We start from the raw sequence: 18,502 nt of genomic DNA, 5'->3' as shown, positions 1-18,502 counted from the left end.
GCGTTTCCGGTCACCCCACAATGAACTGGTAATCGACCAGAATTTTTCCGTCGGCATCAAGCCGCAAGACTTCCAGTCCCGTCGCCAGCACCTCGCCGGTCTGCGGCCGGATCATTTCCCAATGAAACGTCACCACGTCGCGCAGCTTCCGGGCATCGCGCGCAGCGCGAAAGCGGAAGCCGTTACCGAGCACGTTCTTTTCGTACGAGCCGGCCACGCGCACGTACAGTTGTTCGTAGCCGCGGACTTCGCGCTCCTTGACATAGTGTTCGCCGTTCTCCGTCCACAAGGCGCGGATTTCGGCGGCGCGGATCGTGGCGTCCGGTTGATTCCATGCGGCCGCATAACGGTCCGCCAGTTCTTGTGCCTGAAGGGTCATCTTGACGTCCTGAAAAAGGTGCCGACGAGACCGGAGAATTTCCGGACCCTTGATCGATGCGCCATCCTAAATGGCAGGAACAAGACGAACCATGCCTGACCGGGTATATTTATTGTCCGTTCGTCCAAATCATTGTCCGCCATGGATCCGCTCGATGAAGTCTTCGCCGCCATGCGCGTCGAACAAGCCCTGCACGCCCGGCTCGAAGCAACCGCCCCGTGGGGCCTGCATACGCGCCGTATCGACGGCACCACCCGCTTCGGCCTGATGCTGCGTGGCCGCGCCTGGCTGAGCATGGACGGCGCAGAGCCGGTGCAACTGGCCGAGGGCGATTGCTTCTTCATCCCGCAGGGCGCCGCCTATACGCTGCAGGACGAGCTCAGTTCGCCCACCATCAATTGCGTCGATGCCGTGCGCAACAGCGTGGACGGCGTGGTCGTGATCGGCGATAAAGACGAAGGGGGCAGGAATGAAAAAGACCGGGCAACCGTACTCAGCGGCTGGTTCCACGTCGATCCGCACGGCGCACGCCCGCTGTTCGAACTATTGCCGCCGCTGTTGCATGTCCGCATGGACGACGCACGCACGCGCGTGCTGCAGTCTTCGCTGCAGTTGCTGGCGCTGGAAACCAGCCAACCGGGCCTCGGTTCCGGGCTGATCGTCAGCCGCCTCGCCGACATCCTGTTCGCGCAGGCGGTGCGCGCTCATGTCCAATCCCTGGCGACGGACGGCGCCACCGGCTGGCTGGCAGCACTGGCGGACCACAAGATCGGCGCCACGCTGCGGCTGGTGCATCGCGACCTTGCCGCCGGCTGGACGGTCGAGTCGATGGCGGTAGCCGCAGGGATGTCGCGTTCGGCGTTCGCCCAGCGCTTCCGCGACAAGGTCGGCCGGCCGCCGCTGGACTACCTCGCGCACTGGCGCATGTTCCGCGCGCAAGGCATGCTGCGCCACTCGGAGCAAGCGCTGGCGGCGATCGCCACAGTCGTCGGCTACGAATCCGAGGCCGCCTTCAACAAGGCCTTCAAGCGCCGCACCGGCGTCAGCCCCGGACGCTATCGGCGCCAGGCAAAACAGGTTGTCGCCGAGGCCTCCTGAAACGATTGTCCCGAATCGCATAGAATCCCTGCATCCCCAAGGCGAGCAAAAACAAGAACAGCCGCCCCACTTTCACCGACTGGAGACCCATGAAAAAGCTCATCAACGACGTTTCGCAAGTAGTGCCCGACATGCTCAACGGCCTGGTCGCGCTCAATCCGCATCTGGCGCTGCTGCAAGGCAAGACCATCGTGGTGCGCGCCGATGCGGCGCAGGCGGCGTCGCGCGGCGAAGTCGCGCTGATCTCGGGCGGCGGCGCCGGTCATGAACCGGCACATGGCGGCTATGTCGGCGCCGGCATGCTGAGCGCGGCTGTCGCCGGCGAAGTCTTCACCTCACCCTCGACCGATGCCGTGCTCGACGCCATCCGCGCGGTGGCCGGTCCGGCGGGCGTGCTGCTGATCGTCAAGAATTACACCGGCGACCGCCTCAACTTCGGCCTTGCCGCCGAGATCGCTCGCGCCGAAGGCATCCCGGTCGAGATGGTGATCGTGGCCGACGACGTCGCCCTCTCCGCCCACGGCCAACATGCCGGACGACGTGGCCTGGCCGGCACGGTGCTGGTCCACAAGATCGCCGGCGCCGCTGCCGCCCAAGGCGCATCGCTGGTTGAAGTAGCCCAGGTCGCGCGCGACACCATCGCCGCGCTCGCCACCATGGGCGTGGCGCTGACGCCGTGTACCGTGCCCGCCGCCGGCAAGCCCGGCTTCACGCTGGCCGACAATGAAATCGAATGGGGCTTGGGCATCCACGGCGAACCCGGCATCGAACGCGGCGCGCTGGTGCCGGCCGACGCCATCGTAGCGCGCCTGCTGCAACAGATCGCCGGCGACCTCAAGCTCCAGCGCGGCGACCGTGTTGCGCTGCTGGTCAACAACCTCGGCGGCACGCCCGCCAGTGAGCTGGACATCGTCGCCGACGCCGCCCTGCGCGACCTTCGTACACGCGGCGTCGAAGTCGAGCGCGCCTGGGCCGGCACCTTCCTCAGTGCGCTCGACATGGCCGGCATATCGCTGACCGTCGTGCGCGTGCACGACCAGCTCCTCAGCCTGCTCGACGCACCCGCGCTCACCAGCGCCTGGCCGACGCTGGGCGGCCATCTGGCAAAAACGCCGGTAAAACCGGCTCCGGCGGCACCCCATGCCAAACGCAGCGACCGCATGGCCGCCGATGCGCGCTTGCGTCGGGTCATTGAAGCCGTCTGCGCTTGCCTGACCGGCGCCGAAGCCGTACTGACCGACATGGACCAGCGCGTCGGCGACGGCGACCTCGGCATCAGCATGACGCGCGCGGCGCAAGGCATCCGTGACGAAATCGACGAATGGCCCGCAGAAACTGATCCGGCCGCGGTGCTGCGCGCCATGTCGGCGACCATCCGCCGCGTGGTCGGCGGCACCTCCGGCCCGCTTTACGCCATCCTGCTGATGCGCGCTGCGGCGACGCTCGACAATGTAAAAACAAATGACGTGCGCGCCTGGAGTGCCGCCTTCAGCGCGGCAGTCGAAGGCGTTTCGGAGCTGGGCGGCGCACATCCCGGCGACCGCACCATGATCGATGCACTGCACCCTGCCGCACAGGCGCTGCAAGCTGCGCTCGACAGCGGCAAAAATGAAGACGCGGCAATCAGTGCGGCCGTGGACGCCGCAGTTGACGGCGCCGCAAAGACCGCCTCGATGACGCCCAAACGTGGCCGCTCCAGCTACCTGGGCGACCGTGCCTTGGGTTTCGCCGATCCGGGCGCCCATGCCGTGGCCCTGTGGCTGGCGGCGGTGCGCGACGCGCTGGCTGCTTCGCGCTGACTGACACCGGCACGCGCATGCAGAAAAAGACTTATCGCGCGATCACTTACTGGCAGCAGTATCAGCGCTTCTTTCCGCCGCACGCCCGCGTCGACGCCGCCAATGCGCCTGACGAGGAATGGCTGCATTGGCGCGGCGCCGATATCCACCTGGATCGCTATCGCCGCGACGACGCGCCGCTGACCGTGATCCTGGCGCATGGCGGCGGCGGCTACGGTCGCCTGTTCGCGCCGCTGGCGCTGTTGCTGCACAAGGCAGGTTATGAAGTGATTGCACCCGACCTGCCCGGCTACGGACTCAGCGATGCGCCGTCCAAATTGATTCGCTACGACGCTTGGGTTGATTTGCTGGCCGACATTGCAGCTACCGAACGTCAACGCAGCAGCCGTCGCATCGTATTGTTCGGCGGCAGCCTGGGCGGATATCTGGCTTATTTGTGTGCAGCGAAAATGCCGCGCGGCGCGATTGCCGGCGTCATCGCCACGACGCTGGCCGATCCGCGTCTGGAATTGACGAAAGAACAGTTCGCGCGCAATGCGCTGGTCCGCCATGGATTGATGCCGCTGATGCCGGTATTCGCCGCACTCGGCGGGAGACTCCGGTTACCGGTCAAATGGTTCACGAAGATGCACGCCATGTCCAACGACCGGACGCTGGCCCGACTGGTGGCGGCCGATCCTTGCGGCGGCGGCGCGCGCGTGCCGGTCGGATTCATGGCGTCGATATTTACGGTGAAACCGGACGTCGAACCCGATGACTTCGACGCCTGTCCCGTGCTGCTCGCGCATCCTGCCGCCGATCAATGGACCACCATCGCCTCGAGCCGGCCGTTCTTCGATCGCATCAAGGGACGCAAGGAGCTGGTCCTGCTCCACAATTGCGGCCACTTCCCCATCGAGCAACCCGGCATCGCCCAACTGGAACAGGCCGCCGTCGCCTTCCTGCAAACTATCGCCGCCGCAGCGGACGCGAACTAGCGCTCGCTGCGCAGTGTCAGCGGATCGGGTTGCAGATAGACCAGATTATTGATGGTCGCCAGCGCCTGATCGAGTTTGGAAATATCGGCTGCGCTGGTGGCGCCCTCTTTCTTTTGCAGCGGCTTGAGCAGGTCGAGGAAGTCACGCGACAGCGTGGCATTCTGCGGTGTGGTCTGATCGCTGATCATCTCACCCATGATGTACTTCTGCACGCGCGTCGACTGGCTGGCCGACTGCTGCAGCGAGGCCTTGACCAGCACGCCCTTGTCGTAGGCGATGGTGGCCTTGCTGCTGGCGTCGTCCTTGATCTGGTGATACGTGTAGTTCTGCGAATTCTTGTCGGTGGTCAGCCTGAGCGGCACGTCCGCCAACAGCGACTCGTGGTAGCTCGCGCTCAGATGCGACTCCTGCTGCTGCGTGATGGCGCGGTTGAGTTGACCATTGCCGCTGACATTGCTGCTCTGTGAAGTCTGGTACGAGAAGGTGTCGTTTTCATTCTGACGCGCCGGGTTCGGCGACGTCACTTCCTGCGTCATCGAGGCGCTGAAATCCGCCAGCCCGGTGGTCATGCTCTGATCGGCCTTGTTGAGCCAGATCGCCGCCGGCGACTGCGCGCGCGCCTGTTGCGCTGCGTTGGTGACGTTGCTGTTCATTTCCTTGAAAGCATCCTTGAACATGGCCACCAGCGAGGCGTCGCCATGACCGCGGCTCTGTGCGTCGTCGAATTGCTTCAGATAACGTTTGATGGCCTCGCCCTGTTGCTTGGCCGTGCCGACAATAGCCAGGTTGCTGAGGTCGACGCTGACTTTGAGCGTACCCGCAGGTCCGGCCGCGCTCACGGTGCGCTGCTTGCTGTCGGCATGGAAGTCGATGGTCTGCGACTGCCCGCCGACCTGCACGCTCGCATGCAGGTCTACCGACGCCAACAGGCTGGTGTCGAACTGGGTCAGGCCATCCAGCTTCAGGCTCGGCGGACTGGCGGCAATGCCGTCGATGGCGGTCTGGAATCCGTCCGACAGCTTTTGCAGCGCGCCGCGTTCGGCGTCGGTCAGCTTGCCCTTGCTGACCTGCACCTGCACCGACAGACCGTCTTCCTGATTGGACAACGTCAGGTCGACCTGCGCGCCGGAAGCCGTCACGATGGTCAGTGAAATCTTGTTGTCGCTCTGGGCATCGGTCTGTGCCCGCAACGTCGTTTCCAACGCCGATCCCTTCGGCGTGCCGGCCGGCAGCGCCACCACCGATTGCGAGAAATTGCCTGCGTCGCTATCGAAGCGATTGAGCAGCGCCGCGCCGAGTCCCTTGAACCGGGCGCCCAGCGATGACGAAGAAAAATTCCCCGCCATCATGGTGCTGACGGCGTCGTTGGATTTGTTCAGCCACGAAGGCGTCTTGTCCGTCGAAGGCGCTGTGCCGGACATGGAATACAGTTGCGCGCTCGCGGCCGCATTGCTGCCGCCCAGCGTAACGGACGTATAGGATTGCGCGAGACTCTGGTTCGACGCCGCGCTCTGAGCCGAGGCGTTGCGTGTCGTCGTCACCGGCGTGACCGGCACCGAGGTGCTCACTGCGGATAAGTTTGTCATGGCAACAAGTAACAGCAAAGAAGTGGTAAATGGACATCCGGGATCAGGACATCCGCTAGCTGCTTTACGGTCGATGCTGCTGGAACTTTATGCTCGCAATTTCAGATGGTGCCCTGATTGACCCGCTTGCTCAACATCTCCGCACTCTCCCTCCGCTCGCTGTAACGATTTGCGAGCGTTGGCGAGACGTCGCGTGTCAGCAAAGTAAATTTCATCAACTCTTCCATCACATCCACCACGCGGTCGTAGTACGCGGAAGGATGCATGCGGCCGGACTCGTCGAATTGCTGGAATGCCTTGGCCACCGACGACTGATTCGGGATGGTCAGCATGCGCATCCAGCGTCCCAGGATGCGCATCTGGTTGACGGCGTTGAACGACTGCGATCCGCCGGAGACTTCCATCACTGCCAGCGTCTTGCCCTGCGTCGGCCGGATGGCGCCGGACGACAACGGGATCCAGTCGATCTGCGCCTTCATGACGCCGGTCATGGCGCCGTGCCGTTCGGGCGAGCACCACACCATACCTTCGGCCCATTGCGCCAGCTCGCGCAACTCCTGCACCTTGGGATGGGTCTCCGGCTCGCTGTCGGGCAATGGCAAACCATGTGGATCGAAAATCTTCGTTTCACCACCCATGGCTTGCAGCAAACGCGCCGCTTCCAACGTCAGCAAGCGACTGTAGGAACGCTCGCGCAGCGATCCGTACAGCAGCAGAAAGCGCGGCGCATGCGTGGCGCGACCGACTGCAGCGAAGTCGCTCGCCTGCGGCGTATGGAACAGTGCGGCGTCGATGTTGGGCAGATCAGGAAGCGACACGGCGTCCCTCCGCATCGATGACGACTTCACCATCTTCCTTGGTGAACTGACCTTGCTGCGGATTGGGGAGAATGTCCAGCACCAGCTCCGAGGGGCGGCACAGACGCACGCCTTTTGGCGTAACCACGAAGGGCCGGTTGATCAGCACCGGCTGCGCCAGCATCGCGTCAAGCAGCAGGTCGTCGCTCAGCTGCGGATTGTCGAGGCCGAGTTCGGCATAAGGCGTCCCCTTCTGGCGGATCGCGTCACGCACGGTGAGGCCCGCGTCACCGATCAGGGCGAGCAGGGTTTCGCGCGATGGCGGATGCAGGAGGTACTCGATGACCTCGGGCTCCTCTCCTGAATTGCGTATCAGCGCCAACGTATTGCGCGAGGTGCCGCAGGCGGGGTTGTGATAAATGCGTATGGTCATAATGGCTCCCGGGTTGAATGGTGTTTAAGCGAAGATGCTCCGGGGCCGTCCTCGTACCAGCCCCGCGTGCAGTTCACGACGCCGACCACCAGCAGCATCAGCGGCACCTCGATCAGCACGCCGACGACCGTCGCCAGCGCCGCGCCGGATTCGAAGCCGAACAGGCTGATCGCGGTGGCAACGGCCAGCTCGAAGAAGTTGGAAGCGCCGATCAGCGCCGAAGGACATGCCACCGCATGTTTTTCGCCCACCGCGCGGTTGAGCCAATACGCCAGAGCGGAATTGAACAGGACCTGGATCAGGATAGGTACCGCCAGCAAGGCGATCACCAGCGGCTGCCTGATCACGGCGTCGCCCTGGAAGGCAAACAGCAACAGCAGCATCGCCAGCAACGCCGCAACCGACCACGGCTGTATGCGTGCAGTCGCGCTATCCAGCCGCGCTTGCCCGCCACGCAGCAGCGACCGGCGCCAGACTTGCGCGATGATGACGGGCGCGACGATGTAGAGTCCGACCGAGGTCAGCAGCGTGGCCCACGGCACGGTAATGCTCGACACGCCCAGCAGCAGGCCGACCAGGGGGGCAAAGGCGAACACCATGATCAGATCGTTCATCGCCACCTGCGACAAGGTGAAATAAGGATCGCCGCCAGTCAGGCGACTCCAGACGAACACCATCGCCGTACACGGCGCCGCCGCCAGCAATACCAGCCCGGCGATGTAGGAATCCAGCTGCGTGTCGGGCAGATACGGCGCGAACCAGTGCCGGATGAACAGCCATCCGAGCAAGGCCATCGAGAACGGCTTGACAGCCCAGTTGACGAACAGCGTCACGGCAATGCCGCGGCCGTGTCCGGCGATCTGGCGCCAGGCGCTGAAGTCGACCTTGAGCAGCATCGGGATGATCATCACCCAGATCAACACGCCAACCGGCAAGTTCACGCGGGCCACTTCCATGCCGCCGATGATCCGGAAGGTCGACGGGAAGGCCTGCCCCAGCACGACGCCGATGACGATGCACAGCGCCACCCAGAGCGTCAGATAACGTTCGAACAGGCTCAGCGGGATGACCGCCGCCTTCTCAGGGGCGGCAAGTTCAGATTGGATGTTCATGACTGTTCCGCCCTATTTCTCTTCCGCACCGGGACGGCATTCCTGCACCGGCGAACACACATTGCCGCCGCAGCAGTTCTCGGTGAGGAAGCCAAGCAGGCCGTTCATCCGGTCGAAATTCGCCGAATAGATGACGAAGCGCCCTTCGCTGCGTGCAGTGACCAGGCCGGCATGCGACAGTTCTTTCATGTGGAAGGACAGCGCCGACGGCGCCACCTCCAGCTGCTCGGCGATCTTGCTGGCGGCCAGGCCTTGCGGTCCCACCTGGACCAACAGGCGGAACGCGGCCAGGCGCGACTCCTGGGCGAGCGCGGCCAGCGCGGTGATGGCGGTTTTGTTGTCCATGGCGATCTCGATCAATTCAATAATTCAATTATTATTGAATTATTGGATTGATGCAAGCAACATGATCATCGTGCCATCCGGGCCCGACCGATTAACCACGCGCTGCTTGATCCAGATCAAGGAGTGTCCAGAAACCCCGCCGTACGCTGTCTCCCGGGCTTCGCCCTGCGCTATATTTGGCAAAACAACGACAGGCGTCCACACGTCCACTGCCATGAGCGAGCTTCAACAGATCCAGCGGCCCTTGCCGTCGCCCCTCCACGCGATGAAGACCAGTTGCGTCAATTGCAGCATGCACCAGCTGTGCCTGCCAATGGGACTGGACGACTCCGACATGAACCGGCTGGACCAGATCATCGGCCGTCGCCGCCGGGTGGCGCGCGGCGAGAGCCTGTATCGCATGGACGACCCGTTCAAGAATCTGTATGCGATTCGGCTCGGCCATTTCAAGACCTACCAGCTTAATGCCGGCGGCGAACAGCAGATCACCGGCTTCCAGATGGCCGGCGAACTCATGGGCATGGACGCCATCAGCACCGACAAGCATCATTGCGACGTCGCCGCGCTGGAAGACAGCGAAGTGTGCGAGATTCCGTTCCAGCGACTGGAGGAATTGTTTGGCGTGATCCCGATGCTGCTGCGCCATTTCCACCGCATCATGAGCCAGGAAATCACCCGCGAGCAGAACGCCATGCTCCTGCTCGGCAACATGCGCGCGGAACAGCGCTTCGCCGCTTTCCTGATCAACCTGTCGTCGCGCTATGCGGCGCGCGGTTATTCTTCCACCAGTTTCCAGCTGCGCATGTCGCGCGAAGACATCGGCAACTATCTCGGCCTGACCATCGAAAGCATCAGCCGGCTCGTCTCCAAGTTCCGCAAGCTCGGCTGGCTCGGCGTCGACAAGCGCGAGATCCAGCTGCTCGACCCGGTCCGCATCAAGGCTCTTGCCGCCGGGACCGAGACTTGTCCGATGGCCTGACCAGATACTCGCGCTGGCCCGGCAGGTTGAGCAGGAATGCCAGCCCGGCGGACAGCGCGCAAAACAGCCACAGGAAAAAGAATCCCACCGTATAAGCCGCCAGCCGCTCGCGCTGGTCGGCAAGATTCAGCAATTCATTCGGATCGAACCAGGCAAAGAAACACCCCTCCGCTGCGATCGCCGCCAGGAACGAGGCCCACAGGATATTCGGCACGATGCGTTGCATGGCAATCTCCTTCGTGAATTCCGTTTTCAGCCGGCCGCCGGCTGGTCCGCGATCAGGTCCAGCATGCGCTGCTGCGGCCAGTGCCAGACACCCGCCACGCGCCACTCGCGCGCATCGTTCTCCAGCAACACCTGCCAGCGCGCCAGTTCCAGCATCGGCAAAGCGACGCTGAAGTCGCCGCGCTCGTTAGTCTCGATGGGCAGGCGCAGGTCCTTTTCGGGCCGGGTCGGATGCGCCAGGTGCAATTGCAGCTTGCCTTGCAGCGGTCCGGCATGGGTCTTTACGTTGCCGATCAGTTTTCCCGAGGCGGCGTCATAAGCGAGATGCAGCGCCACGCCCAGCGAGGTCGCCACACGGTCGCGACGCAAGTCCTGGTTGATGGCGCGGCCTTCCTTGTAGTAGTCGCCCACCACCATGGCATCCTCGCGCGTCACCGCCAGCCAGATCGTGAAGGAGCCGGCCACGATCACCAGCGCCGGACCCAGCATCAGCAGCCAGGGCCAGCGGTGCGTGTACCAGGGGCGCATTGTCGGAGTAGCTTGCATGATGTTCCTTTTCATTGTCAGCGCGGCACGTAGAAGACTGCTTTTTCCTGCACCTGCAACAGCGGATCGTCGACGGCGTTCAGTTCGAACGCCACTTTGTTGGTGCCGTGCTCACCCGCGCCGTGCGGCACCCGCACCCGCACCGGGACGGCCCGTGTGGCGGCGCCGTCAATGTCGATCTCGGCCGGCGTTGCCAGGGTGATGCCGGCAATGCCGGACACGCTGATGCGGAACCGATGCGGCGTCTCGCCGGTATTCATGATCTGCAACCGGTAGACGTTCTCGATCATGCCGTCTTCGACTTCGCGCGCCATCATGCCGCGATCGCGGATGATGTCGAGCTTGAGCGGCGTGCGCAGCGCCAGCGCAGTGCAGAATCCGGCCACGATCAACACCAGCAGCGCCGTGTAAGCGAGCACGCGCGGCCGCAAAACGCGCCGGCGCATTTCCTGCAGCGACAAATGCAAGGTCAGCGCGCGCTCGGTCGAATAGCGGATCAGCCCGGGTGGCAAGTCGACCTTGGCCATGACGCCGTTGCAGGCGTCGATGCAGGCGGCGCAGCCAATGCACTCATATTGCAGGCCGTTGCGGATGTCGATGCCGGTCGGGCAAACCTGCACGCACATCGAGCAGTCGATGCAATCGCCGGTCTTCTGCGCTGCTTTGGTTTTTGCGCCGCGCGGTTCGCCGCGCTCGCGGTCATACGTGATGATCAGCGTGTCCTTGTCGATCATCGCGCTCTGGAAGCGGGCATACGGACACATGTACTTGCACACCTGCTCGCGCATCCAGCCGGCGTTGCCATAGGTGGCGAAGCTGTAGAACAGAATCCAGAACGTCTCCCACGGCCCCAGCGACAGCGAGGTGACAAGGTGCATCAGGTAGTGGACAGGTGTGAAATAGCCGACGAAACTGAAGCCGGTCCACAAGGACAACGCAATCCACACTGCGTGTTTGGAGCCCTTCCGGAACAACTTCTCCGCCCCCCACGGCTGGCGGTCCAGCCGCATGCGCGCGCTGCGCGTGCCTTCGATGCGCCGCTCTATCCACAGGAACATTTCCGTGTAGACCGTCTGCGGGCAGGAGAAGCCGCACCACACGCGCCCCGCCACTGCCGTAAACAGGAACAGCGCGTAGGCGCAGATGATCAGCAACGCCGCCAGGTAGATGAAATCCTGCGGCCACAGCACGATGCCGAAGATGTAGAACTTGCGCGCGCCAAGATCGAACAGCACCGCCTGGCGGCCGTTCCACTGCAGCCACGGGACGCCGTAGAACACCAGCTGGGTCAGCCACAGGCAGACCCAGCGCAGGCTGGCGTATCGCCCCTTGATCTCGCGCGGATAGATGTCCTCGCGGGCGGCGTACATCTTGACGACGGCAATGTCCGGCGGCGGCTTGTCCATGGTCGTGCGTCCCTACTTCTGGTCAGCGTTGGACGGCGCGTTCGACAGGCTCCAGACGTAGGAGGCCAGCACGTGTACCTTGGCTTCGCCGAGGAAACTCTCGAATGCCGGCATGGTGTTGTTGCGGCCCTTGCGGATGGTTTCCATGACGGTTTCGACGCCGCCGCCATACAGCCAGATCTTGTCGCTCAGGTTGGGCGCACCCAGCGCCTGGTTGCCGGTGCCGCCGGCGCCGTGGCAGCCGGCGCAGACCGCGAACTTGGACTTGCCGAACACCGCCTTGATCGGATCATGCGTCGAATCCGACAGGCTCAGGACATAGTGCGCAACGTTCTCGACGTCCTTGTCCGAACCCAGCGCCGCCGCCATCGACGGCATCTGGCCGTTGCGGCCGTGCAGGATGGTGGTCTTGATCACCTCCGGATCGCCACCGTACAGCCAGTCCTTGTCGGTCAGGTTAGGAAAGCCCTTGCTGCCGCGCGCGTCCGAACCATGGCATTGCGCGCAGTAGGTCAGGAACAGGCGTTCGCCCATCACATGCGCTTGCGGATCCGCGGCGACCGTCTTGATGTCTTGCTGCAGGTATTTGTTGAACAGCGGACCGTAGTCGGCGTCGGCCTTTTTCAACTCGCCCTGGTAGGCCTCGCTGGACTTCCACCCGAGCTTGCCGGCGTACGTACCCAGCCCCGGATACAGGTACAGGTAGACCAGTGCAAACACGATGGTGAGGTAGAACAGCCACATCCACCAGCGCGGCATGGGTGTATTGAGCTCGGTCAGGTCGCCGTCCCAGACATGGCCGGTGGTGCCGACGGTCGCGGGATCCTGGTCGGGCTTCTTCTCGACCTTGACCTTCGACTGCGACCACAGCAGCACGCCGCAGCCGATGATGCTGATGATGGTGAGGCCAGTAATGTAGATGTTCCAGAACCCGCTCGTGAAATCAGACATGGCGGCTCTCCGAGGCTTCTGCCGAGGGCGCGTCCATGAAGTCGTCGGCAAACGGGATGCGCTCTGCCTCCGCGAAATCGTCGTCACGGCGCTTGCTGAACGACCACCACAGGATGCCGATGAACGTGGTCAGACTGATGACCGTCATCACGCTGCTGGCCTGGATCGTGAAATTGTCGATAGCCATTTGTTTCCCCTAGTTTCTTGTCTTGATTTGCGTGCCGAGGCCTTGCAAGTACGCGATCAGTGCGTCTTCCTCGGTCTTGTCGACCAGTTCGGCCGATGCGGCGTTGATCTCTTCGTCCGAGTACGGCACGCCGAGGCGATGCAGCGCGCGCATCTTGGGCGCGATGCTCTTCGGATCGAGCTTGGTCCTGGCCAGCCATGGATAGCCTGGCATGTTGGATTCTGGCACCACGTCGCGCGGATTGTTCAGGTGGATGCGATGCCATTCGTCGCTGTAGCGTGCACCGACGCGCGCCAGGTCGGGCCCGGTGCGCTTGGAGCCCCACTGGAACGGATGGTCGTAGACGAACTCGCCCGCCACCGAGTAGTGACCGTAGCGCTCGGTCTCGGCGCGGAACGGCCGGATCATCTGCGAGTGGCAGTTGTAGCAGCCTTCGCGGATGTAGACGTCGCGACCTGCAAGGCGCAGCGGCGAGTACGGCTTCAGACCGGCAATCGGTTCGGTGGTCGAGCGCTGGAAGAACAGCGGCACGATCTCCACCAGACCGCCGACGCTGACCACCAGCACCACCAGCGCGATCAGAAGCCAGGGATTCTTCTCGATCCATTCATGGGAAAATTTCATTCGATGCTCCTGCTCATGCGTGGGTGGTGGACAATGCCGGGATGCGTGCCTCAACCGGCTGCCCGTCCCGCATGGTCATGAAGGTGTTGTAGGCCATCATCACCATGCCGGTCAGATACAACAGGCCTCCGGTGAAGCGGACTACATAGTAGGGATAGGTCGCCTTGACGCCTTCCGCGAAGGTGTAGGTCAGCGTGCCGTCGGCATTGACCGCGCGCCACATCAGTCCTTGCATCACGCCGGCGATCCACATCGAGGCGATGTACAGCACCACGCCGATGGTGGCCACCCAGAAATGCAGGTCGACCAGGCGCACGCTCCACATCTCGCGCTTGCCGGACATGCGCGGGATCAGGTAATAGATCGAACCCATGGTGATGAAGCCGACCCAACCCAACGCACCCGAGTGGACGTGGGCGATGCCCCAGTCGGTGTAGTGCGACAAGGAGTTGACGGTCTTGATCGACATCATCGGGCCTTCGAAGGTGGCCATGCCATAAAACGACAGCGACACGATCATGAACTTCAGCAGCGGATCGGAACGCAGTTTGTGCCACGCGCCCGACAGCGTCATGATGCCGTTGATCATCCCACCCCACGACGGCGCCAGCAGAATCAGCGAAAACACCATGCCGATCGACTGGGTCCAGTCCGGCAACGCGGTGTAATGCAGGTGATGCGGACCGGCCCACATGTAGGTGAAGATCAGCGCCCAGAAGTGCACGATCGACAGCCGGTAAGAGTACACCGGACGTTCGGCCTGCTTGGGGATGAAGTAATACACCATGCCGAGGTAGCCGGCGGTCAGGATGAAGCCGACCGCATTATGACCGTACCACCACTGGATCATGGCATCCTGGACACCGGCATAGGCCGAGTAGGACTTCCACATCGACACCGGCATGGCGGCGCCGTTGACGACGTGCAGCAGCGCCACCGCGATGATGTAGGCGCCGAAGAACCAGTTGGCGACATAGATGTGCTTGACCTTGCGCTTGATCAGGGTGCCGAAGAACACCACCGCGTAACTGACCCACACGACGGTGATCAGCAAGGCGATGGGCCACTCCAGTTCGGCGTATTCCTTGCCGCGCGTGAATCCCATCGGCAAGGTGATTGCAGCTGATACCAGCACCAGTTGCCAGCCCCAGAACGTGAAGGCGGCCAGCTTGTCCGAGAACAGCCGGACCTGGCAGGTGCGCTGCACGACGTAGTAAGACGTCGCGAACAGTCCGCAAATGCCGAACGCGAAGATCACCGCGTTGGTGTGCAGCGGCCGCAGCCGACCATAGGTCAGCCAGGGAATGTCGAAGTTGAGCGCCGGCCATGCCAGCTGCGCTGCGATGAAGACGCCGGCCAGCATGCCGATGACGCCCCACACCACGGTGGCGATCGTGAACTGCTTCACGATCCTGTAGTTGTAATTGAGTTCTTTGTCCACACCCTCTCCCGGAATTTTTCGCCCATGTCGACCATGGGCGATGTTGATGGGGAGAGAGTAGTTTTATCCGCCGTCACTGTCCTTGATGTGCATCAAAAGGACCGGCATCAATGGGAGACGGCGTCGTCCTCAAGGGGAATTTCACTCGCCATGGACGATGGCGGCGCCTTGTCGTCATCCTGCAGGATGCGCCAGCCCGGACTCACCAGGTCGTCGAACTGGCCGTCGTCGGACATGCGGAAGAACAGCCAGATCGCCGCGAACACGATGGCAATGCTGAGCGGCACCAGCAGGTAGAGTGCTTCCATCGTCAGTTCCCCGTCCCTTTCCCGGCCCGGCGCAGACGCAGCGCGTTCAGCACCACCACCACCGAACTCAGCGACATGCCCACGCCCGACAGCCACGGGTTGATCCAGCCCAGCGCCGCCGCCGGAATCGCCACTGCGTTGTAGAGCGTGGCCCAGGCCAGGTTCTGGCGGATTACGGCCAGCGTCTTCGTGGCGACGCGATCGGCTTCGCACAGCGCCGACAGTTGCCCCGACAGCAGCACGCAATCGGCGCTGGTCTGCGCCAGCGCGGCGCCGTTGCCCATCGCGAAGGAGACATCGGCGGCGCGCAACACGGCGGCGTCGTTGACGCCGTCGCCTACCATCGCGACGATGGCGCCGCCCTGCTGCAGCCTTCGCACGAAGGACAGCTTGCTTTCAGGCAGGCAGTCACCGAGCGCAGTCTGGATGCCGAGCCGGTCGGCCACGTGTTGTGCCACTTCATGGCGATCGCCGCTCAGCAACACCAGGCTCTTGCCTTGCCCCTGGAAATACGCGACCACCGCCTGCGCTTCCGGTCGGAGAGCGTCGGCGATATCGAAGCGCGCCAGCCAACCGTTGCTCGACGCCAGGAACACGTAGCTGGCCTCGGCCTGCTCGTCGGCATCGGCTGCCGGCATGCTCGACGCAGTCGGAATCAATGCGTGTACGAACGCGAAATTGCCGAGCCGGCAGAGCACCCCGTCAACGGTCGCTTCCACACCCTGTCCGGCCGCATGGCGTAGCGTGCTTGCTTCCGGAATATCGTGCAGTTGCTGCTCCGCTGCCGCCTGCAGGATGGTCTGCGCCAGCGGATGCGCGCTGGTGCGCTCCATGGCGGCCGCAATGCGCAGGCAGTCAGCCGCGGACAAGGCGCCCAGCTTCAAAATCTCTCGCAGCGCGGGCTTGCCGACGGTCAGCGTGCCGGTCTTGTCGAACACGATGTGGGTGGCGCGATGCAGCGTTTCCAGCACATGCGGCTGCACTGCCAGGATGCCTTGCCGCAGCAGGCGATCAGTGGCCGCCGCCAGGGCTGTCGGCGTCGCCAGCGACAAGGCGCAAGGACAGGACACCACCAGCACGGCAATCGCCACCGGCCACGCGCGCGCCGGGTCGATCACGTACCAGGCGCAAAACACCACGACCGCCAGCAGCAACAGCGCCGCCACGAACCAAGCCGCTACGCGGTCGGCCCACAGCGCCAGTTTTGGTTTGGCTTGCCCGGCCCGGTTGACCAGGCCGACCAGTGCCGACAGCGTGCTGTCGCCGGCGGTGCGCACGACTTTCGCGGTCAGCGCCTGTGCGATGTTGACGGCGCCGCCGGGGATGGCGTCGCCGACCTTCTTGTGCACCGGCCGGCTTTCGCCGGTCAGCAGGGACACATCGACCGACGATGATCCTGCGAGCACGACGCAATCTGCTGCCAATGCCTCGCCGGGCCTGACCAGGATGACGTCGCCCGCGCACAGCCGTGCGGCCGCCACCAGCTCGGCATCCGGCTGCGGATAGGCCAGTACGCGCAGCGCCGATGACGGCAGCGACCGTTGCAGCCGGTCCAGCGCCGAAGCGGCCTTGCGCCGCGCCGTCAGCTCCAGGTATCGGCTGCACAGCAGCAGGAAGATGAACATCGTCACCGAGTCGAAGTACACTTCGCCCCCGCTCGCTCCGCGCCATGTCGCCAGCGCACTGCCAGCAAATGCGGCAATGATGCCCAGCGTCACCGGCACATCCATGCCCGGCGCGCGGTTGCGGATGTCGCGCCAGGCGCCGAGGAAGAACGGTTGCGCCGAATACACCAGCGCCGGCACGGTCATCAGCAAGGCGGCCCAGCGCATCAGGCTTGCCATGTCGTCATCCATGCCGCCCTCGCCCGCCAGGTAGGCGGGCACGGCGTACATCATCACCTGCATCATCGACAAGCCGGCGATGAAGAGTTGCCGGAACAGCGTCTTGCGCGCGCGTTCCAACTGCTCGCCGTGTCGCACCGGATCGTAGGGATAGGACGGGTATCCGATTGCCCGCATGGCGGCGAGGATGTCGCTGGGCTTGCATGCATCGGTACGCCAGCGCACGTGCAGGCGCTCGGTCACCGCATTGACCTCGGCGCTCAGTACGCCGGGCACGCGCGCAAGACGCAGCTCAATGAGGCAAATGCAGGAAGCGCAACGAATATTGGACACCGTATAGATCGCCGCTGCGGCATGCGCATCCGTTGCCGAAGTTGCGGAATTTGCAGCTGCGGACTCATGGTCGTACAGCAGCAGTTCAGGCGGCATCAACTCCCGTTCGTCGACCGTGGCGGCAAAGCCGGTGCGCGAAGCGTAGTAATCGGAGAAGCCGCTATCGACAATACTGCGTGCCACCGCCTCACATCCGGGGCAGCACATGGCGCGCTCGGCGCCGTCTATCGTCACGCGCCATGCCGTTTCCGAAGCCACCGGCAAGCCGCAGTGGAAACAGGCGGTGCCGGCCGCATCGGCCCCGCCAATCACGTCCCTCACGCCGCGCTCGACGGCAATCATGGCTGCCCCGCCGCAGATCCCGCGACATGCGTGGGCGTGATGCACAAGGCCGCCAGCCAGTCAGGCGTGAGGCCATGTTGCGCACGCAGCAGGCCGAACACGCCGAACAGCAACACCACCATGCCGCTGGCCAAGCGGACACTGCGTCGCTGCAGGACGCCGCGCAACTGCGCGCCGAACATGCCGGCCGCCAGCAGCACCGGCAAGGTCCCGAGACCGAACGCCAGCATCACCGCCGCACCCGACAGGGCCGAACCGCTCAACAACGCCGTCAGCAACACGCTGTAGACCATGCCGCAAGGAAGCCAACCCCACAGCCCGCCGGCCAGCACCAACTTGAACGGGCTATCGAGAGGCAGCAGCAAGCCGGTCAATGGCCGCAGGCGTTTCCAAAGGATGTTGCCGAATGCTTCCACCCTGGCCAGACCACGCCAGGCATCCATCAGATACAGCCCCAGGACCACCAGCATCACGTGCGCCAGCGCATAAGCGCCGGCCTGCCATACCTGCATGTCCGCCAGCAGCCGGGCGCCGCCGGCAACGCTGCCCGCCAGTGCCCCGGCGACGGCATAGCTGCCGATGCGGCCAAGGTTATAAGAGAGCGTGCGCAACAGCAGCGTGCCGTTGGCTTCGCTCTTCATGACATTGACCACCAAGGGAAACGGCTTCGTCCGGACCGTCACAGGCGCCATCGAGAACGCGCCGACGATGCCGCCGCACATGCCGATGCAATGTACGCTGCCGAGCAGGCCGATCATGAAGACGGGGATCAGACTCAGGCCGGTCATGG

The 18,502-nt window shown here is 63.7% G+C and carries 20 protein-coding genes; 4 read left to right on the top strand and 16 right to left on the bottom strand.

Annotation, left to right across the window (positions count from 1 at the left end):
* Nucleotides 1-10 precede the first annotated feature (10 nt).
* Complete coding sequence (locus ACIROY_RS02495) at nucleotides 11-379, bottom strand: hypothetical protein (protein ID WP_402339354.1); 369 nt, start codon at nucleotides 377-379, stop codon at nucleotides 11-13.
* A gap of 141 nt (nucleotides 380-520) precedes the next feature.
* Here ACIROY_RS02495 and ACIROY_RS02490 point away from each other — a divergent pair, with 141 nt between their 5' ends.
* The 3 genes from ACIROY_RS02490 (at nucleotide 521) to ACIROY_RS02480 (ending at nucleotide 4,253) form a co-directional block, all read left to right on the top strand.
* Nucleotides 521-1,477, top strand: coding sequence for an AraC family transcriptional regulator (locus tag ACIROY_RS02490; RefSeq protein ID WP_402339351.1), 957 nt, complete (start codon nucleotides 521-523; stop codon nucleotides 1,475-1,477).
* Nucleotides 1,478-1,566: 89 nt separating this feature from the next.
* Nucleotides 1,567-3,276 carry a dihydroxyacetone kinase subunit DhaK gene (dhaK, locus tag ACIROY_RS02485; protein ID WP_402339348.1) on the top strand — a complete coding sequence of 570 codons (1,710 nt, stop codon included), beginning with the start codon at nucleotides 1,567-1,569 and terminating at the stop codon, nucleotides 3,274-3,276.
* Between the two features lie 17 nt (nucleotides 3,277-3,293).
* Nucleotides 3,294-4,253 carry an alpha/beta hydrolase gene (locus ACIROY_RS02480; protein ID WP_402339345.1) on the top strand — a complete coding sequence of 320 codons (960 nt, stop codon included), beginning with the start codon at nucleotides 3,294-3,296 and terminating at the stop codon, nucleotides 4,251-4,253.
* Here the strand turns inward: ACIROY_RS02480 and ACIROY_RS02475 are convergent.
* The 5 genes from ACIROY_RS02475 to ACIROY_RS02455 form a co-directional block, all read right to left on the bottom strand.
* Complete coding sequence (locus ACIROY_RS02475) at nucleotides 4,250-5,839, bottom strand: hypothetical protein (protein ID WP_402339343.1); 1,590 nt, start codon at nucleotides 5,837-5,839, stop codon at nucleotides 4,250-4,252. The genes ACIROY_RS02480 and ACIROY_RS02475 overlap by 4 nt on opposite strands.
* A 101-nt stretch (nucleotides 5,840-5,940) precedes the next feature.
* Nucleotides 5,941-6,672 (bottom strand): arsenical resistance protein ArsH, encoded by a 732-nt coding sequence (gene arsH, locus ACIROY_RS02470; RefSeq protein WP_402339340.1) that lies wholly within the window; start codon nucleotides 6,670-6,672, stop codon nucleotides 5,941-5,943.
* Nucleotides 6,644-7,069, bottom strand: a complete 426-nt coding sequence (gene arsC, locus ACIROY_RS02465) for an arsenate reductase (glutaredoxin) (protein ID WP_402339338.1) — start codon at nucleotides 7,067-7,069, stop codon at nucleotides 6,644-6,646. The genes arsH and arsC overlap by 29 nt, the downstream gene beginning before the upstream one ends.
* Complete coding sequence (arsB, locus tag ACIROY_RS02460) at nucleotides 7,066-8,181, bottom strand: ACR3 family arsenite efflux transporter (protein WP_402339336.1); 1,116 nt, start codon at nucleotides 8,179-8,181, stop codon at nucleotides 7,066-7,068. Before arsB ends, arsC begins: the two co-directional genes overlap by 4 nt.
* Nucleotides 8,182-8,193: 12 nt before the next feature.
* Entirely contained in the window at nucleotides 8,194-8,526 is a 333-nt protein-coding gene (locus ACIROY_RS02455; RefSeq protein ID WP_402339334.1) for an ArsR/SmtB family transcription factor, read from the bottom strand.
* A 214-nt stretch (nucleotides 8,527-8,740) separates the two neighbouring features.
* Here ACIROY_RS02455 and fnr point away from each other — a divergent pair, with 214 nt between their 5' ends.
* Complete coding sequence (gene fnr / locus ACIROY_RS02450) at nucleotides 8,741-9,505, top strand: fumarate/nitrate reduction transcriptional regulator Fnr (RefSeq protein WP_402271568.1); 765 nt, start codon at nucleotides 8,741-8,743, stop codon at nucleotides 9,503-9,505.
* Here fnr and ACIROY_RS02445 read toward each other — a convergent pair.
* The 10 genes from ACIROY_RS02445 to ACIROY_RS02400 all read right to left on the bottom strand — a co-directional run bounded on the left by ACIROY_RS02445 (nucleotide 9,462) and on the right by ACIROY_RS02400 (nucleotide 18,500).
* A complete protein-coding gene (locus ACIROY_RS02445) occupies nucleotides 9,462-9,731 on the bottom strand; it encodes a hypothetical protein (RefSeq protein WP_402271570.1) in 270 nt (89 codons plus the stop codon). The genes fnr and ACIROY_RS02445 overlap by 44 nt on opposite strands.
* A 26-nt stretch (nucleotides 9,732-9,757) precedes the next feature.
* Nucleotides 9,758-10,276 (bottom strand): FixH family protein, encoded by a 519-nt coding sequence (locus tag ACIROY_RS02440; RefSeq protein ID WP_402339332.1) that lies wholly within the window; start codon nucleotides 10,274-10,276, stop codon nucleotides 9,758-9,760.
* A gap of 17 nt (nucleotides 10,277-10,293) precedes the next feature.
* Nucleotides 10,294-11,682, bottom strand: a complete 1,389-nt coding sequence (gene ccoG / locus ACIROY_RS02435) for a cytochrome c oxidase accessory protein CcoG (RefSeq protein ID WP_402339330.1) — start codon at nucleotides 11,680-11,682, stop codon at nucleotides 10,294-10,296.
* A 12-nt stretch (nucleotides 11,683-11,694) separates the two neighbouring features.
* Complete coding sequence (ccoP, locus tag ACIROY_RS02430; protein WP_402271577.1) at nucleotides 11,695-12,633, bottom strand: cytochrome-c oxidase, cbb3-type subunit III; 939 nt, start codon at nucleotides 12,631-12,633, stop codon at nucleotides 11,695-11,697.
* Nucleotides 12,626-12,820 carry a cbb3-type cytochrome oxidase subunit 3 gene (locus ACIROY_RS02425; RefSeq protein WP_402271578.1) on the bottom strand — a complete coding sequence of 65 codons (195 nt, stop codon included), beginning with the start codon at nucleotides 12,818-12,820 and terminating at the stop codon, nucleotides 12,626-12,628. Before ACIROY_RS02425 ends, ccoP begins: the two co-directional genes overlap by 8 nt.
* A gap of 9 nt (nucleotides 12,821-12,829) precedes the next feature.
* Nucleotides 12,830-13,444 (bottom strand): cytochrome-c oxidase, cbb3-type subunit II, encoded by a 615-nt coding sequence (ccoO, locus tag ACIROY_RS02420; RefSeq protein ID WP_402271580.1) that lies wholly within the window; start codon nucleotides 13,442-13,444, stop codon nucleotides 12,830-12,832.
* A 13-nt stretch (nucleotides 13,445-13,457) separates the two neighbouring features.
* Entirely contained in the window at nucleotides 13,458-14,885 is a 1,428-nt protein-coding gene (ccoN, locus tag ACIROY_RS02415) for a cytochrome-c oxidase, cbb3-type subunit I (RefSeq protein WP_402271582.1), read from the bottom strand.
* 107 nt (nucleotides 14,886-14,992) lie between these two features.
* Nucleotides 14,993-15,193, bottom strand: a complete 201-nt coding sequence (ccoS, locus tag ACIROY_RS02410; protein ID WP_402271585.1) for a cbb3-type cytochrome oxidase assembly protein CcoS — start codon at nucleotides 15,191-15,193, stop codon at nucleotides 14,993-14,995.
* A gap of 2 nt (nucleotides 15,194-15,195) precedes the next feature.
* A complete protein-coding gene (locus ACIROY_RS02405; protein ID WP_402339328.1) occupies nucleotides 15,196-17,712 on the bottom strand; it encodes a heavy metal translocating P-type ATPase in 2,517 nt (838 codons plus the stop codon).
* Complete coding sequence (locus ACIROY_RS02400; RefSeq protein WP_402339326.1) at nucleotides 17,709-18,500, bottom strand: sulfite exporter TauE/SafE family protein; 792 nt, start codon at nucleotides 18,498-18,500, stop codon at nucleotides 17,709-17,711. Before ACIROY_RS02400 ends, ACIROY_RS02405 begins: the two co-directional genes overlap by 4 nt.
* Nucleotides 18,501-18,502 lie beyond the last annotated feature (2 nt).

Origin of the sequence: Herbaspirillum sp. NPDC101396, from assembly GCF_044767365.1 — a bacterium.
GTDB lineage: Bacteria > Pseudomonadota > Gammaproteobacteria > Burkholderiales > Burkholderiaceae_D > Herbaspirillum.
Note: the sequence above shows the minus strand (reverse complement) of the source record. Positions and strands in the feature narration are given on the sequence as shown.